At 72.4% G+C, this 16,511-nt stretch carries 14 protein-coding genes and 1 pseudogene; 8 read left to right on the forward strand and 7 right to left on the reverse strand.

Features of this window, described 5'->3' with window-relative positions:
* A pseudogene (locus HV824_RS13070) lies at nt 1-566 on the reverse strand (lytic transglycosylase); the annotation flags it as partial.
* A gap of 359 nt (nt 567-925) precedes the next feature.
* Here HV824_RS13070 and HV824_RS13075 point away from each other — a divergent pair.
* Nucleotides 926-1,159 carry a hypothetical protein gene (locus tag HV824_RS13075; RefSeq protein WP_002636478.1) on the forward strand — a complete coding sequence of 78 codons (234 nt, stop codon included), beginning with the start codon at nt 926-928 and terminating at the stop codon, nt 1,157-1,159.
* A 73-nt stretch (nt 1,160-1,232) separates the two neighbouring features.
* Here HV824_RS13075 and HV824_RS13080 read toward each other — a convergent pair whose 3' ends face one another.
* On the reverse strand, nt 1,233-2,747 hold the full coding sequence (locus HV824_RS13080) for a CAP domain-containing protein (RefSeq protein ID WP_176416253.1): 1,515 nt from the start codon (nt 2,745-2,747) through the stop codon (nt 1,233-1,235).
* Nucleotides 2,747-3,052, reverse strand: a complete 306-nt coding sequence (locus HV824_RS13085; protein WP_176416230.1) for a DUF721 domain-containing protein — start codon at nt 3,050-3,052, stop codon at nt 2,747-2,749. Before HV824_RS13085 ends, HV824_RS13080 begins: the two co-directional genes overlap by 1 nt.
* 255 nt (nt 3,053-3,307) lie before the next feature.
* Here HV824_RS13085 and HV824_RS13090 point away from each other — a divergent pair, with 255 nt between their 5' ends.
* Nucleotides 3,308-5,842 carry a carboxypeptidase-like regulatory domain-containing protein gene (locus HV824_RS13090; RefSeq protein WP_255208004.1) on the forward strand — a complete coding sequence of 845 codons (2,535 nt, stop codon included), beginning with the start codon at nt 3,308-3,310 and terminating at the stop codon, nt 5,840-5,842.
* Between the two features lie 92 nt (nt 5,843-5,934).
* A complete protein-coding gene (locus HV824_RS13095; RefSeq protein ID WP_176416232.1) occupies nt 5,935-6,810 on the forward strand; it encodes a GGDEF domain-containing protein in 876 nt (291 codons plus the stop codon).
* Nucleotides 6,811-6,850: 40 nt separating this feature from the next.
* On the opposite strand, the gene HV824_RS13100 is transcribed toward HV824_RS13095, so the two are convergent.
* Nucleotides 6,851-8,716 (reverse strand): lysophospholipid acyltransferase family protein, encoded by a 1,866-nt coding sequence (locus HV824_RS13100; RefSeq protein WP_176423411.1) that lies wholly within the window; start codon nt 8,714-8,716, stop codon nt 6,851-6,853.
* Between the two features lie 2 nt (nt 8,717-8,718).
* The gene (locus tag HV824_RS13105; protein WP_176416234.1) at nt 8,719-9,681 is read right to left on the reverse strand and encodes an SDR family oxidoreductase; all 963 of its coding nucleotides are present in this window, start codon (nt 9,679-9,681) and stop codon (nt 8,719-8,721) included.
* Between the two features lie 102 nt (nt 9,682-9,783).
* Between HV824_RS13105 and mutL the strand changes: the two genes are divergently transcribed.
* From mutL to HV824_RS13130, 5 genes are all read left to right on the forward strand, one after another.
* The gene (gene mutL, locus HV824_RS13110) at nt 9,784-11,637 is read left to right on the forward strand and encodes a DNA mismatch repair endonuclease MutL (RefSeq protein ID WP_176423412.1); all 1,854 of its coding nucleotides are present in this window, start codon (nt 9,784-9,786) and stop codon (nt 11,635-11,637) included.
* 95 nt (nt 11,638-11,732) lie between these two features.
* Nucleotides 11,733-11,888 carry a hypothetical protein gene (locus HV824_RS13115; RefSeq protein WP_163884409.1) on the forward strand — a complete coding sequence of 52 codons (156 nt, stop codon included), beginning with the start codon at nt 11,733-11,735 and terminating at the stop codon, nt 11,886-11,888.
* Between the two features lie 17 nt (nt 11,889-11,905).
* Nucleotides 11,906-12,628: a hypothetical protein gene (locus HV824_RS13120; protein WP_176416236.1), complete on the forward strand. Its 723-nt coding sequence runs from the start codon at nt 11,906-11,908 to the stop codon at nt 12,626-12,628.
* A 117-nt stretch (nt 12,629-12,745) separates the two neighbouring features.
* Nucleotides 12,746-13,723, forward strand: coding sequence for a tol-pal system YbgF family protein (locus tag HV824_RS13125; RefSeq protein ID WP_176416237.1), 978 nt, complete (start codon nt 12,746-12,748; stop codon nt 13,721-13,723).
* An 88-nt stretch (nt 13,724-13,811) separates the two neighbouring features.
* Complete coding sequence (locus HV824_RS13130) at nt 13,812-14,324, forward strand: hypothetical protein (RefSeq protein ID WP_176416238.1); 513 nt, start codon at nt 13,812-13,814, stop codon at nt 14,322-14,324.
* Between the two features lies 1 nt (nt 14,325).
* Here HV824_RS13130 and HV824_RS13135 read toward each other — a convergent pair whose 3' ends face one another.
* Nucleotides 14,326-15,894 carry a carboxypeptidase regulatory-like domain-containing protein gene (locus tag HV824_RS13135; RefSeq protein ID WP_255208005.1) on the reverse strand — a complete coding sequence of 523 codons (1,569 nt, stop codon included), beginning with the start codon at nt 15,892-15,894 and terminating at the stop codon, nt 14,326-14,328.
* Nucleotides 15,895-15,935: 41 nt separating this feature from the next.
* Nucleotides 15,936-16,505: a hypothetical protein gene (locus HV824_RS13140; protein WP_176416254.1), complete on the reverse strand. Its 570-nt coding sequence runs from the start codon at nt 16,503-16,505 to the stop codon at nt 15,936-15,938.
* Between the last annotated feature and the right edge of the window lie 6 nt (nt 16,506-16,511).

A 16,511-nucleotide genomic window follows, 5' to 3' on the forward strand; every position in this document is an offset into this window, starting at 1 on the left:
GTGGGGAAGCGCAGGGCCACCGTCAGCATGTCGGCGCGCTGCCCGGCGCGGTTGCCGGAGCCGCCTCGCGCCAGGGCCCGCTGATAGAGCAGCTCCACGGTGGGCGACGCCTTGGCCGCGTCCTCCAGCACCCGGGCCGCGTCCTTCGGCTTGCCTGCCTTGAGCAGCGATTCGCCCAGCCGCGCGCGGGCGCGGGCCGCGAGCTCCGCGGGCGCCTTGGCTTCCAGCACGCGCGCGAAGTCCTCCGCCGCCCCCGCGGCGTCCCCGGCGTAGAAGCGGGCCTGGCCCAGGTAGAAGGCGTGGTACGGCGCCAGCAGTGGAGGGGCGGGCCAGGCGGCCAGCAGCTCCCTTGCCTCGGCGGCCTGGCCATCAGAGAGGGCGAGCGTCCCCGCGAGCAGCGCCAGCCGCCCCGCGTCGTCGCACTTCTTCGCGGCGCAGGCCGCCAGCTCCGCGCGCGCCAGGGCCGCCGCATCCGGCTTGTGGAGGCGGACGGCCTCCAGCGTCGCGGGGGATTGCCCCAGCGACATCCCCGCAACCACCCCCACGACCCACCCACTCAAACTCATGTGGTCTTCCTTTCACGACGCGGCTTTGCGGCCTGCCAACGAGACGCACACACCGATCATTCCCCTTGCCCTGGAGGGAGGGTGGTTTGACAGCGGGCGCGACAAGTCCTAGATCCGCGCGGTGTCGGGCCAGTCCTGACTGTTCAGCACCCGATGTCATTCGCTGAAAGCGTCCAGGCGATTACGTGCACTTGGGTAGGAACAGCCGACCCATTGCGTCACCCGGAGTGAATCACTACCTTGCGCCGCCGCTCAGCGCCACTCCGGTCCGTCGTCGCATGGCGGGTCCAGTCGTTGTCGTCAGGTAGCACTGCTCGTTCACAGCGCTCGGGGGGGAAACAGTTCAGAGGGAGGGCTTCATGAAGCCGTGTCCAGCCGATCTGCCACAAACCATCAACCCCGAAGCCGGGCCGAAGCGTGCCGGCGTCGAGACCCACCGCAACCTCAACTGTCATCAGTATGACAACTGCCTGGATGAAGCCGTCCGGCGAGGCTGGCAGTCGTTCACCTGCATGAAGTGCCCCATGTATCAGCAGGTGGCGCCGCCGCAGATGGGGCTCGAGGCCTACGCCACGCAGCGCCGGCCTGTCTGAGCGGGGTTCCTGGCGTTGACGCCCCTGGTCACACCCACCGGGGGCACCCCGCACGGCGTCTGCGTGCGGGACCTCAGGGGACGGCCGCGTAGATGACGGCCACCCAGTATTGATTCGTGCCGAAGCGGCGGGAGTCTCCCCGCACCACGCCCACGCCCACGCGGTTGTTCGTGGCGTCGGCCAGGCTGCGGGACTCCGGAAGCGCCGTGGGGTCCGACACCACGAAGAAGTCCACGGACGCTGTTCCCGCGTCGGGCAACAGCTCGAAGACGCGGTCGTGCACCGGGGCTTCACCGGGCTGGGCAGAGGGCTGGTCCAGCTCCAGCGCGCGCCTGGCGTGGGCGCGGGCCAGTGTCTCGAGGGCGGCGTTGCGCGTCAGGGGCGGCAGCTTGAGGGTGGCTCGCAGCCGGCTCAGCGCGTCGTAGGCCTCCTGCCGCGGGTCCGCCAGCGCCGGCGAAGCGGGCGGGGCGACGGTGAAGACCTCGGTGAGGACGGCCTCCTGACGCCCGTTCACCGTGTGGAACGCCACGCCCACGCCCATGAAGCGGAAGCCCGGGTCCAGCACGTTGCGCCGGTGGCCCGGGCTGTGCTCGATGCCGAAGTGGGCCGCCAGCGGCCCCGCGGCCAGGCCCAGGTTCTCTCCCGCGCGCACATAGCGTGCGCCCGCCGGCAGACGCTTCGTCAGCGTGGAGCCGTCCGGCGCGATGTGGGCGAAGAAGCCCTCCTTCGACATGCGCGCGCTGTAGTCCAGGGCCACCTGCTCCAGCGCGGCGTCGGGGGACAGCTCGGGTAACGCGTGGGCGCGGCGGAGGGCGTTGATGCGCTCGTAGACGGCCCGGCGGGCGTCCTCCAGCGTGGTGGGCTCGGCGGCGTCCTCGCGGGCGGCGTGCTTGCGGGGTTCGCCCTGGTCCACCAGGAAGAGCGCCGCCACCTCCGGTCCTCCGTCCGCGCGTCCCACCACCTCCACGGTGTACGTGCCCGGCGTGGCGAAGGCGAGCCGGCTGCAGAAGCCGCCCCGCGCGCCCCGGTTCTGGACGGGCATGAGCTTCACCTCGCCGTTCGGCAGGGTGACGTACACCTCTGCCCGCCGCAGCGGTGAGACCAGGGCGCCGCAGAGCGTCATGGCCGAGCGCTGGTCGCGGGCGATGAGGCGCGGGAAGTCCTGGAGCTCCGCCTTGCGGTCCACCAGCAGCAGGACGAGCGCCGCGCGCTCGCCGAGGACGGACACGCCCACGCCGAAGTGCGAGGCGCGCTCGCTGTTGAAGTCATCGCGGTCGAGGAACGTCTCGATGGCGTGCCGTGGCACCCACGCCCGGATGACCAGCGCCCGAGGGGAGGGATCCGCCGCGCCCGCGTCGCTGACGGCGGAGGTGAGGGTGAAGAGGCCCGGCGCGCCGGTGGTGTATTCGGTGAGGGCCTCGTGCGCCAGGCGCCGCGCGGCGGTGGTCAGCTTCGGGTCCTCCACCGGGACGCGCCGTCCCACGCGCTCGAATTCGCGGCTGACGTGCTGGGCGGCGCTGCGTTCCATGCCGGACGACGTCGGCGGCGCGGCGGCCAGGAAGGCGCTGAGCGCCAACAGGGCCATCATCATCGGCGCGCCACCTGGAACGTGAAGGAGAGGGCCGTCACCGTGCCGGGGCCGAGCCGCGCGTTGAGCTGCTCGCACAGCGAGGCCGCTTCGGACTCCAGCGACTGGGCCCACTGGGCGCCCGTCACCGCCACCACCAGGGTGGTTCCATGCAGGGCCTGGGGGGTGGTGTTGCGCGCGAGGTGCGGACCGACCACCGCCGCCCACACCGGCGCCAGCGCGTGGCCCTTGCCGGACTCTCCCGCCAGGCGTGCCAGGACGCGGGGAAGGAGACTTTCCAGGGACTTGGGTTCACCACGGGCCATCAGGGGGGCGATCATCGATCCGTTGCCCCCGAAAGCCAACTCTCGCTTGCGGAGGAGGGGCGCGCGGCGGGCGGACCGGCTATGATGGGGCTCGAAGGGCGGCGGCCGGCGCCGCGTACCGTCGCGCAGCGCGCGTCCTGCCTGTAAGGTCGCGGACGGTCCCCCCGGAGCCGCATCCGTATGAGTCCCACACCCCGTCCCCTCGTGCTGGCTTGCCTGGCCTGTGTCCTGCTGTGCCTGAGTGGCTGTGGCGACATGGACACGGGGACAGACCTCCCCGTGGGGCCGTTCCCACAGGGGGCGTACTGCTCCGTCGATCAGGACTGCCTGGACCCCGCGCTCTTCTTCTGTGATTCGGCCACCTCGCGCTGCGAGCCCGCCTGCCTGACGCGCGAGGACTGCGGCCAGGCGCGGCGGGGCCCTCATGCGCTGGCCGCGTGTGACGAGGCAGGCGGCGCCGGTTGCCAATGCGACATGAACCGGTGCGTGCCCGTCGTCTGTGCCGCCGACACGGACTGTGACTCGGGCGAGGTGTGCCGTGACGGAGCGTGTGGCTCGCCGCCGTCCGAATCCCGGGCCGTCGGGTGCGAGGTGACGCCGGACGTCGTCGTGGGCACCTCGGGGATGACGGTGGACTTCCGGGTGTGGGTGCGCGAAGCGACGGGCGCGCCGCTGGTGCTGCGTGACGGCGTGGCGTGGGAGGCGCTGTCTGCCTCCGTCGTCGGGGGCGGAGAGGGCCACCAGGCCTCCGTCGTGCTGGGCGAGCCCGCCTCGGAGCACCTGGCGCTGGCGGCCCGGGTGGGCAGCGCCTCCTGCCATGCGCGCGTCACCGTGCTGCCCGCCGAGGTGGCCCCGGGTGGGGTGCGCGTGCTGGTGGTGGATGCGCTCACCGGGCGCCCGGTGCCGCTGGCCGTCGTCGCGGTGTCCGGTGAGGACGGCGACCTGGAAGCGGCCATGGTGACGAACGCAGACGGCGCCGCCTGGGTGCCCGCGGAGGGCAAGGTGGCGCTCTCCGCCTTCCACCCCGACTACGGCTACCTGACGCTGGCGCGCCACGACGCGAGCCAGTTCCGCGACGTGCGGATGGCCCTGCGCCGCAACCCCTTGGACCGCTTCGGCGGCGTGGCGGGCCCCTTCCCCACGCTGACGGAGCCCTCCTCGACGGCGGTCTCGCTGCGCGTGGGGCTGGTGGGGTTGTCCGTGCCGGGGCTCCCCTCCGAGCTGGCCCCCGAGTCCTTCCTGGGCTCGGAGCGCGAGGTGGCGCTCCCCTTGGGCACTGGCCCGGACCGCCTGTCGCTGCCGTCGGGGAGCGCGCTGTGGCTGGCGGGCAGCGCGATGCCGCACGTCGCGGCCCCGGGCGTGGCGGGGGTGTGTGACGACTCGCTGCCCGGCGTGCTGGACGCGGAGCTGGCCATTCGCACGGGCGCCTGTGGGACGCGGACGGCCTGGGCGCTGACGGGCGCGCTCCCCCTGAACGAGCTCCCCCTCAACCTGCTGGCGCCGGGGATGGATCCGCTGCTGCAACTGGGGCAGTTGGTGCCCGGCTCCACGCGCTTCTTGTCGGCGCTGTCGCGTGACGCCCGCTTCACCCTGGCGCCCACGCCCGGCATCCTGACCGGCGAGCCGGATACCGGTGCGGCGGAGTACGCGCAGGCGCTGCCCTTCGAACGGGAGACGCCGGGCGTGCGGCTGTCGTTCCCCTTCGCCGTGCGTGTGCCGCCGCTTCCCCAGTACCGGGGCGCGCACCTGGACCGCGCCTACGTGTTGGCCACCGTGGCGGTCCCGGGCCGGGGCATGGTGCCGTTGGGGCTGGGCGCCGCGGCCAACGTGGCGCCGGCCGACCCGAACACGGACGCCGATGCGCGGCTGCTCCGGCCCGGGCTGGTGCCTGTTCGCATGGCGCCCACGCACCGGGGCCTGGAGGGACTGCCGTACCGGTTGGTGGTGTCCGCCACGTCGGGGGCCCACGCCCAGGACGGCACGGTGGCCACCAGCGCGCTCGTGGCGAACCTGCCCAGGCCGGAGTTCGACCCGGACGGCCTGCGGCCCGTGGACGCGGGGCTGAGCTTCCTCTCCCTTCCGGAGTCCGCTCGCTACAACTTCGACGGGGACGCCCACGGCGAGCTCGACGGCCGCGAGTTCCAGGCCCAGGTGGACGGACGGGCCAGCGTGGTGCGCGCCGAGTTCACCGACCGCGCCGGCCGCCGCTGGACGGTGTTGATGGACCCGGACGACACGGACGGCGGCGTCGTCGTTCCCCGGCCGCCGCTGGGGTTCGAGGACCGCACCTTCGACGGCTTGCTGCAGCCAGCGCGGGCGAAGCTCCAGGTGGAGGCGCTGCGCGTGCGGGGCCTGGACCGGCGCATGGGGCAGGGCCCGTCCCGCCTGGTGGCCGCGGAGGGCCTGGGCGTGGAGCGGCTCGCGGACCTGACGGAGGCCGTCGCCACGCTGAGCCTGGGCCGGCCGGAGGTGACGTGGCGCCATCCGGAGGCGGATGGGCAGCGGCTGGCCCGAGGCAGCGCGGTGCGGGTGAGCGTCTCCGGCTTCCGCCTGGGCACGGGTTCAGGGAGCGAAGGCCAGGTGCGCGTCAGCCTGCGGGGCGGCACGGATTGCGACGACCAGGTGCTGTTCGCCGCCGCCCCCGTGGCGCCGGGACGCGGCGAGGCGGAGCTGCAGCTCCCGGCGAAATGCTCGGGGCTGGGCGTGTCGCTGGTGGCCACCCTGGTGGACCCGGAGGGTGACCCCCTGCGCCCGCTCGTCACCGCGACCCGGCAGGTCGACATCCCCTGAGGCCCGAGTGCGGGAACACCCACCTGGATTCCCATGCACTGACTCGCTTTCTTGATTTGCCGGGTGGTAGCGTTGTTGTCCCGGGAGGCAAGGTGCAGAAGGAGACGGTCGTCACGGTCATCTCGAAGATCTCCGACCGGCCGGTCAACCTCGACGCGGCGCTGGTGGTGATCTACGGCTTGGACCTGGGGCGCAAGTTCGACCTCACGTCGGAGGAGACGCTCATCGGGCGCTCGTCCAAGGCGGACATCCAGATCGACCAGGAGTCGGTCAGCCGCAACCACGCGAGCATCACCAATTCGCGCGAGGGCGTGCGCATCCGCGACCTGGGCTCCACCAACGGGACGTTCATCAACGACGAGCTGGCGGAGGGTGGACGCGAGCTGCGCAACGGCGACCTGGTGAAGATTGGCCGCACCATCTTCAAGTACATCGCCGGCGGCAACATCGAGGCCGCGTACCACGACGAAATCTACCGGCTGACCACGATGGACGGCCTCACGCAGATCTACAACCGGCGCTACTTCGACGAGCAGCTGGACCGGGAGATTTCGCGGAGCCGCCGCTACGAGCGGATGCTGTCGCTGGTGCTGCTGGACATCGACCACTTCAAGGCGGTGAATGACAAGTACGGGCACCTGGCGGGTGACTCGGTGCTCAAGCAGCTGGCGTCCACGGTGCGCACGAAGATCCGCCGTGAGGACGTGTTCGCGCGCTACGGCGGCGAGGAGTTCGCCATCCTGCTGCCGGAGGTGTCGCTGGCCGGCACGCGCCAGCTCGCGGAGAAGGTGCACCGGCTGGTGGAGAAGCAGCGCTTCGAGTTCGACCGGCAGGCGATCCCCGTCACGGTGTCCGTGGGCCTCGCGGTGCTGGAGCCACACCACCGCGAGTCGGGTGAGCTGGTACGCGACGCCGACGAGAAGCTCTTCGAGGCGAAGACGTCCGGTCGCAACCGCGTGGTGGGCTGAGGCTCCAGCCCACCTCGAGCCTGTCCAGGCGCCTCGCGCTTCAGCCCGCGAAGACGGAGCGGCGCTCGCGCAGCAGCGACTGGAGCATGCTCTGGATGGCCTCGCGGGTGCGCTCGGTGAGGCGCTGGACTTCGCCCAGGTCGTCCGCGGCCTCGGGCGCGAGGCCCTCGACGCCAATGGGTTCGCCGAAGCGGATGCTCCACTTGGCCGGCAGGGGCAGGGGGCCCAGCGGCGTGAGGGGCACGTAGGGCAGGCCCAGGAAGGACGCGGGGATGCGGCCCAGCAGGGGCGACGTCTCCTCCGCGCCGACGATGGCCACGGGGACGATGGGCGCGCCAGTGCGCAGCGCCAGCTTCACGAAGCCGCCGCGGCCGAAGCGCTTCAGGCGGTACCGCTCACCGAAGGGCTTGCTGAGGGCCTGGTAGCCTTCGGGGAAGACGACCAGCGGGCGGTGCTCGTCCAGGAGCCGCAGCGCGTTCTCCGGGCAGGCCCGCACGGCGCCCAGGCGGTTGAAGAGCGTGCCCACCATCGGCGCGTGGAAGACCTGGTCCTCCACCAGCCAGCGCGGCTCGCGCAGGTCCGGGCGCTCACGCGTGAGCGCCATGGACATGACGAGCCCGTCGTAGGGCAGGGCGCCTGAATGGTTGGCCACCAGGATGGCCGCGCCCGGCGGCACGTGGTCCACGCCCTGCACGGACACGCGCCAGTACTGCGAATAGAGGAACTCGAGCACGGGCTCCAGCCGCTCGACGAGCGACGGGTCCTTGCCGTACGCGTCCAGGTTCGCGCCACCGCCGGTGCCCAGGCCCGCGCGGACCATGTCCTTCAGCCCGCCCATCGCGAGCATCGCCCGGGCCAGGCTCTCGCTCGCCAGCGCCTGCCCGGCGATGTCACGGGCCAGGGAGAGGGCCGCCACGGCGCGCTCCGCCAGGGGACGGACGCCCTCGGGCTCACCGCGTCCGAACTCCGGAGAGAAGGCCTCCCGATAGGACTCACCCGCGCTCGCGGCGGGCGGCGGTACCAGCGACAGCGGGCCCCTGCGGCCGGGCGGGAACTCGTCGCGCGTGGCATCCGGCAGCTCCACCTCCGGCTCCACCGCGGAGGTGTCCGCCTCCTCCGTCACCACGACGCGCACGGACGTCTCCTGCTCCCACCGGGTGACGGCCGGAGCCTCCGGTGTGGCGTGGTGGGCACGCCCCTCGTCCATGGCGGCCCGCGCCGCGCTGTCCGCCACCTGCGCGGCCACGGCCGCGGCGAGCTCCTGCTCCTGTTTCAGCGGCTGGGCAGGTGGGCCCTGCTCCAGTGCTTCCTCCACCGCGGCTTCGGCCAGCTCGGTCGCGAGCTCCGTGGCCATGAGCCGCTCAAGCTCGGCGTCGGGGCCGGGCTGTGCGCCCAGCGCCGCGTCCACCGCGGCGGTGGCGGTGGCTTCGGCCACCTCGGCGGCAAGGGCCTCCGCCAGGGCATGGTCCACGTCGCGCTGCTTCGACGTGGGGGCTCCGGCATCGTTCACCGGGCCGGGGGCTGGTGCGTCCAGCGTGAGCGGCGTGGCCGCCGCGGGCTCGCGGAGGGGGAGGGCGGCGTCGCCGGCGCCGTGGGCAGAATCCCGGGGGGGCCGCGTCCCCGAGGCCTGCGCCGGAGGCCGGGCAGCCGCGGCGCCCTTCCTGCCTCCGGCCGCCTTGCCGCCCTTGGCCTTCGCGGGCGCCTTCTTGCCCTCGTGCTTGCGCGACTTCGCGGAGGCCGCCTTGCCACCGGCCTTCGCGGCCGCCGTCCCGCCATTCCCCGGCTGCTTCTTCGTCACCGTCTCCGCGGCGGCGGCCTTCTCCTCGCCACCCGGCGTGGAAGCCTCGGTGGGGCGCGACGCGGCGCCGCGCTTGAAGGGATCGTTCCCAAGGACGCCCTTGGCCATGACTAGCTCCTCTTCAGCGCCGCAGCGGCGTCTCTGACATGGTGGAGGGGGATGAAACCGAGCACGGATTCGGCGCGCTCGCCATCAGCGACCCATGAGTAATGGATGTAGTCGAGCAGGGCCACGGGCAACGTGCCCGCGCCCACGGCGTCCAACGTATGCAGGCCGGCGCGGAACAAGGGCCCTGGCAGGGGAAGCGGCCGCGCGCCCGCCCGCTGAATGAGCCCGGAGATTGGCATCACCCCCTGGCCCACGATGTTGAACTCGCCGGAGGCGTCCGCGCGCAGGGCCAAGTGCAGGGCCCGCGCGGCGTCGTCTTCGTGCAGCCCCTGCCAGAGCGGATCGAAGCCCATCAGCGTGGGCACCACCGGGTTCTTCAAGAAGCGCGTGGCCGGGTTGTCCACCGAGGGACCGAGCACCGGCGCGAAGCGCAGCACCAGCACGCGCATGTCCGGATGCCGCTCCCGGAAGGCGCGCACCTGGCCTTCCACCTCCACCTTGTCGGTGACGAAGCGGCTGTGCGGGCAACCCTGGAGCGCTGAGTCCTCGCGAAGCAGGGCGGGGTTGTTGCCGCGCGCCCCGTAGACGGCCGTCATGGAGGGCACCACCAGCCGGGGCAGCCGCGAGCGGCCCGCCGCCGTCAGCACGTTCATGGTGCCAATGACCTCCAGTTCGTGCGCCAGGGAGCCGTTGCGGATGGGGCCGAACAGGAACGCCAGGTGGTAGAGCGCGTCCACGGGGCGCTCGGTGAGCGCGTCGGTGAGCTCGCTCTCGGCGTCGTACCGGGTGAGGTCCACGCGGTGGAACTCCACCTTGTCGCCCTCCGGCCGGGTGACGTCGAGCACGAGGATGCTCTCCACGTCGGGGTCCTGGTCCAGCCGCGACAGCAGGAGCCGTCCATAGTCGCCGCTCGCGCCGGTCACCGCGATGCGCAGCCGCCCCTTGCCTGGTCGTGACACGTCCATACGCGGCGTCGTGTGTTAGCCCAGCCGCCTGGGATTGTCAGCCGCGACGCCTGTTGTGTTGCTGGACAACGTCGCCTGGGTGGCGGAGGGTGTCCGGCCGTCATGTCCCGGATTGCCCGCCTCAGCGACGTCCTCATCAACAAGATCGCCGCCGGCGAGGTGGTGGAGCGCCCCGCCTCCGTCGTGAAGGAGCTGGTGGAGAACGCCATTGACGCCGGGGCCAGCACGGTCCGCGTCGAGCTGGACGGCGGGGGCGTGGACCGCATCATCGTGTCGGATGACGGGCACGGCATGGGGCGCACGGACGCCGTGGCCTGCCTGGAGCGCCACGCCACCAGCAAGCTGCGCGAGCTGGACGACCTGTTCCACATCGACTCCATGGGGTTCCGGGGCGAGGCCATCCCCGCCATCGCATCCGTTTCCCGGTTCACACTTCACACCGCGGACGCGAGCTCCGAGGTGGGCACGCGGGTGTCGGTGGAGGGCGGTGGGCCACCGCTGGTGGAGGACGCGCCGCCGAGGACGGGCACGGTCATCACGATAGAGGACCTGTTCTTCAACGTGCCCGCGCGCCGCAAGTTCCTGCGCCGGGGCGACACGGAGCTGAAGCACGCGGAGGAGGCCGTGGTGCGCCTGGCCCTGGCGTACCCGGAGGTGGGCTTCTTCGCCTCGCACGAGGGCGGCACGCTCTTCTCCAGCGCGGCCTGCCCGGATGACCCGCGCGAGCGCATCGCCGCGGCGCTGGGCTCCACGGCCCATCCGCACCTGTTCCCCGTGGAGGAGCGCCGGCTGGGCGTGGCCGTCACGGGGTATGCCGCCTCGCCCGAGTTCACGTTCAACAACGCGCGCGGCCTCTACACCTTCGTCAACCGCCGCTACATCCGGGACCGCGGCCTCATTGGCACCATCCAGCGCGCGTACCAGGACTTCCTCGCCGCCGGGCGCCAGCCCGTGGTGGTGCTGCACATCGACGTGGACCCGCGCGCGGTGGACGTCAACGTGCACCCCCAGAAGCAGGAGGTCCGCTTCGCCGACGCCCGGGGTGTCCAGGAGGCGGTGACGGCCGCGCTCAGCCGCATGCTGCGCGCCGCGCCGTGGCTGGGCTCGGGCGTGGAGGGCGCCGGGCCCCAGGCCGGCCAGCCCATGGACGCCGCGCACTACGCGCACGCCGTGGAGCGCTTCCTCACCCGCGCCCAGGAGGCCGCGTGGGGTGGCCCGCTGCCCACCGCCATGGACGCGCCGGGGGGGCCCGGTCCGGGGGCGCCGCCCCTGGGGCAGGGGGCTCGGCCGGGCGCGCTGCCCTTCGCCGCCGCGGTGGGGCAGGCCCCCGCCTTCGGACAGGCGCAGCCGCAGCTCAACGAGGCCCCCCCGCCGGGCTACTTCGGCGCGCTGCGGCCCCTGGGCATGCTGGGCGGCCGCTTCCACCTCTGCGAGGGGCCGGGGGGCACGCTGGTGGTGATGGACCCGCACGCGGCGCTGGAGCGCGCGCGCCTGACGGGCTACCTGCGCGCGTTGGAGTCCGGCAAGCCGCCTCCGGCGCCCACGCTCTTCGGCACCACGCTGGAGCTGCCCGTCGCGGCGGCCAAGGCCCTGGTGGAGGGCAGGGAGGCCCTGTCCCGCCTGGGCTTCGACGTGGAGCCGTTCGGCGGCACCACGGTGGCGTTGAAGACGGTGCCGCCGGGACTGGAAGGCGCGGACGCGCGCGCGCTGCTGGAAGCCCTGGCGCGGGCGCTTCCACCGAAGAGCGCGACGCTGGACACGGTGTCGCTTGCGGAGGCGGTGCGGGTGATGGCGTGCCACGCCGCGAGGCAGGCCGGCGCGGCGCCGCTCTCCGACGCGCAGTTCCGCGCGCTGCTCGGGGAGCTGGACCGGGCCGACTTCCATCCCCCGTGCAGCCACGGCACGGTGGTGGTGCTGGAGATTCCCCTGCTGGAGCTGGAGCGGCGCGCCCGCTGAGCGCCCTGAAAATTGACGGGGGGGGACCCCCTGTTAGCGTGCGCCACACGCCTGTAGCACCCAGGCCAACCTCCGCAGCGCACAGGAGCGGGCACATGCACGGTGTGATCACCCTGCGGGACGTGGTGGCGAATCTCGGCGTGGTGCTGCGCGAGTTCGGCGCCGGATGCGTGGTGCGCTGCTTCGTCGCATCGCTGCGCCGCCGGCGGACCACCTTCCTGGAAATCGCGCTGAGCCCCAAGCGCCCCTGACGCCAAAGCCGCCATTGATGCTCCGCCGCCTTCTTCCGCTCGCACTGCTGCTCTCCGCCCCCGCCGCCGCTCAATATGACGGTTACGGCGATGAGGACGTGTCCACCTCGCTGGATGGGGTGGGCCGCATCACCATCCAGGGCGGCTGGCGCATCACCCCCAACAAGACGCTCTACGACGGCTGGTACTCGCGCTCCGCCAACCAGGGGCTGCCGCGTGCCCGGGAAGTGGCGGGCGGGCCCACGGTGGTGGGGTCCTTCGCCTACGCCATCTCCGACCTGCTGGAGGTGGGCATCGACCTGTTCGGCACGCAGAGCCGCCTGTACCTCAACGAGCCGGGCGTCGACGGCGGGCCGCCGCAGGCCCGGCAGGTGGACGTGCTGGGCTACGGGGCGCTCATCGGCCTGCGCTTCCAGACGGTGCTTCCGCAGCTGGGCCCGCATGGGCTCGTGCCCTTCGCGGGCCTGCTGACGGGGCCCACGCTCGCCTCGTCGGAGCGCAAGGGGGAGGCGCTCCAGGAGATCACCACCCAGACGTGGATGGGCAACGTCGGCGCCACGTTGCGCCTGACGCCGCGTTGGGGCATCACCGCTGATTACCGGCTCGCGTTCCTCCGAGGTCCGGTGGGGCCGTCCACTGCGCGCGTCGGCTCGTTCAGCCTGGGAGGGAGCTGGCTCTCGCTGGGCGTGACGTACAGCTTTCCAGCGGAGCCATCACGGCCGCTGCCCGGGAGCCTGTAGCTCCGGAGGGGTGGCAGGCGAGCGGGCGCTGTCGCCCTTCTTCTGGGAAATGCATGGGCTCAGCAGCGCTGTTCCGCTGCGGAAATTATCGCCGCATGACCGGGAGAACTCCTTACGATGCGCGAATCGGCCGAGATCATTTCCGGGCCTAGGAAGATGTCCATGCCAGACCAGCCGAAAACGGATGTGGAAAAGGAGCTCACGGATCTGCGCCGTGAGATCGTCGAGGCACGCAACCTCGTCATCAAGAGCGACAACCTGCTCAAGAACCTCCATGCGGAGGTGAAGGCGGTTGGCAAACGCCACGAAGATTTCCAGAAGCGCCAGTGGCTGTCGTCCGCGGTGGCCTACGTGCTGTTCGCGGTCATCTCCGTGGGCGCCGCGCTGATGATCACCAGCGCGCGCAGCTCCAGCGCCACCAATGAGAAGGAGCGCCTGGAGAAGACGGTCGCCGACCTCTCCGGCCAACTGGAGAAGCAGCGCGCGGACACCGCGGCGCACCAGGCGGTCCAGCAGGAGGCGAACAAGGTCTACAAGATGATGACCAGCCTGCCCGGCGATGAGCGCCTCAAGGGCATTGACGCGCTGGTGAAGCTGGACACGTCGCGGCTGAGCACCCTGGAGCGCCAGGCCCTGAATGACCGCGCCGGCGTGCTGCGCCGGGAGACGGGCGACGCCGCGTTCGAGCAGGGGAAGATCGCCTTCCGCAAGAACGAGATGGACGGCGTCATCTCCAACATGGAGCGGTTCCTGGCCATGAACCCGCCGCAGGACCAGGCGCTGGACGCGTCCTTCTTCCTGGGCACGGCCTACAACAACACCCGCAACCACGAGAAGGCCGTGCCGCTGCTCGCCCGCTTCGTGGACGGTGATCGCAAGTCGAAGACGCGCGACTACGCCATGCTGCTGCTGGCGCACTCCTACCAGGAGGTCGGCCAGTACGATAAGGCGCTGGAGATCGCCCGTGACGCGGCGGGCTCCTACCTGAACAGCCAGTACCAGTCGCAGTTCCGGGGGCGCATCGCCACGGTGAAGCGCCTGATGAACCCGGCGCCCGCGGCTCCGCCCCAGGCGACCAGCCAGCCCGGCCAGTAGCGCCCTGGGGCCCGGCGCCCCATCCACCGGACGGTGGACACACGGAAGCGTTGCCACGCGGGGTCCACGGTCATAAGACGTGGGCCCCGTGTCCGCTCCCGACCCCCGGAAAGATCCCCGCTACCGCCGCTTTCGTGGTGCCGCGTATGGGATTTACATCCTCCTCACCACGCTGTTCTCGCTGTGGCTCATCTGGAGTGTCGGCCGCTCCGTCTTGGCCATGACGCCGGAGAAGCTGCCTCCCGCCCCCGTGGCGCTCACGTTCCGCGAGTGCCTGGACGGCGCGCGCGCCTTGTGGACGGAACTGGAGAGCGGGCGCGAGAAGCTGGTGAACGTGTCTCCCGCCAAGAGCGTTGACCAGGAATGGATGCGCTTCCGCACCGCGTGGCTGCAGAAGCTCCGCGTGCGGGAGTCCGAATGCGCGCTCGACTCGCGTGAGCGCGCCCCCCTGCGCGAGGTGTTCCGCCGCCTGGTGCGCGTGCAGGACCTCTACGCCATCCACGCGGTGCAGTACGCGGGAGAGGTGGGCGGCGCGGTGGATTCGTTGCACGAGGCCTTGAGCGCCGCGGGCCGCAACCCTGGCGCCGGCCGGCTGCCCTGAATCAGCGCACCGGCAGCAGGGCGGTGTAGCGGCCCAGGTGGTCCGACACCGTCTGTGACAGCAGCACCGGGGACGGGCGCCCTCCCAGGTCCGCCACCCGGTAGAAGCGCACGGAGGCGTAGGGCGACGGCGCTCCGGCCTCCGTCACCAGGCCCCGCACCGTGCGGCCGCGCTGGAGCGGGAAGGTGGCCAGCACCTGCTCGGACGCGTCGTCGCCGGGGAGCACGGTGATGACGCGGCTGACGCGGGGCAGGTTCTCCGTGGGGATGAAGTCCACGCGGTAGATGCCCGGATCCAACCCCAGGCGGAAGGCGCCCGTATCGTCCGTGGTACCCAGGGACTCGCCGCCCGCCGGGGGACGCGGCCAGCCCGGCACCGGTCCCACCGGATCCGCCAGCACCCTCACGCCCAGCGCCGGGGTGGTGTTGTCCGTCTGGAGAATCGTCCCCCGGATGATGCGCCGGTCCGGGCACACGACGTCCGGCAGCACCGCGCCGGTGCGAGGCACCTCCACCGACTGCACCGTGAGCCCCGCGGTGGAGCCTGACGGCGGCACCACCACCAGCGACAGGGTGCCGCCCGGCCCCGAGGGGAGCGTCTCCACCGTGAAGCGGCCCTCCCCGTCGGTGACGACCAGGGGCCCCTGGTACGTGCCGCCGCCTCCCACGGGCCCACGCAGGGACACCGAGGCCCGCACCACCGGCCGGCCGTCCCGTCCCAGGATGCGGCCGGACACCTGGACCGGCTCGCCATGGTCCCCCAGCTCCAGCGGCGCGGTGAGCGGCTCGCGGGGGTCCACGGTGAACGTCTTCTGCGGCACCCACGCGTCGCCCGCCGCCGTCACGCGCACCAGGAGGCTGGTGCGCTGCGAGGCCTCCAGCGGCAGGGCCAGGGAGAAGTCGCCCGAGCCGCGCGCCACCGGCACGCGCTGGGACAGGGGCGTCAGGTCCGCGTCCAGCGCCTGGACCTGCAGCGCGGCGTCCACCGGCTGCGCGCCCTGGCGCACCACCCGGCCTTCCAGCCGGGCCACCTGGTTGGGGGCGGGCAACACCAACTGCAGGGGCACGGCGCCGCCGGGCGACACGGTGGCGGCGCCGCGCACCGGTGGCAGCCCCAGGTCCTCCGGCTCCAACGTCACCGTGTACGTCCCGGTCCCCACGGGCAGCTCCCAGGCGCCGTTGACGGGGACCAGGTCGGCCGTGAAGAGGCGCGCCACGCCCGGCAGCAGCGCGCTCTCCCCGCGGGCGGTGAGGTGCAGCGGCTCGTTGTAGGGATGCGGGGCGCCGCCCCCGGGCGTGGTGGCGCGCACGGTGCTGCCCTGGACGGTGGCGGGCCCGAACAGCGCCAGGTTCAGCTCCGGCCGGATGGCGTCCACGGGGAAGTCCTGCGCGTGCAGGCCGTCATGGGGGTTGGGCGTCACCTCCACCACGATGTCCCGGCCCGGGTCGCCGCACCCGTCGGGGAAGCACACCTCGTTGGAGGCACAGTCGCTGTCCGCGCGGCACACCAGCTGGCTGGGGTCCGGCGCATCCTCCAGCAGCACGCAGCCGGTGCCGGACAGGCCGGACATCAGGAGGGTCCACGCGAGTCGCCGCGGCGGCCACTGGCGCCTCACCGGCAGTCTCCCTGGACGGTGTTGACCACCCACGAATAGGTGACGACGAAGCCCGGGTTGTCGAGCGTGGTGCCGTCCGGCAGCTGCACCGGCCGGGGCCGCACCACGCGGTCCACCAGCTCCGCGTCGCTCACCAGCGCCTCCACCAGGTGGGGGCCGGGTGTGCCCAGCGGGTTGTTGGCGGACGCGAGGCTGATGAGCAGCGTGCCCCGGTCCGAGCGCCGGGGCTCGCGGGTGCTGGCCAGCTCATACTGACGGTAGGGGCCGCGCGGGTCCTGCGGGTTGTAGTCCACGTACCAGTGCACGACGATGCGGTCGTCCACGTCCGGGTCCTCGACGGCCACTTCGAAGGTGAGGTCGCAGCCGTCCGCGCCGAAGTCCGGGATGAAGCGCTGCTGGGGCGCGACGAGGCTGTCGATGATGCGCGGCGGCCGGTTCATGAACTCCGGCACGGAGTCCAGCAGCGTGTCGTCCTGGGGGATGAGGCAGCCGGACGCGGCGCAGCCCGTGGCCAGCAGCAGCCCCAGCTTTCGTCTCCAGGCCTGTCGCCGCGTCGTGGCTTCCATCTTCAC

This window comes from Myxococcus sp. AM009 (genome assembly GCF_013372605.1).
In the GTDB taxonomy this organism is placed as follows: Bacteria; Myxococcota; Myxococcia; order Myxococcales; family Myxococcaceae; genus Myxococcus; species Myxococcus vastator.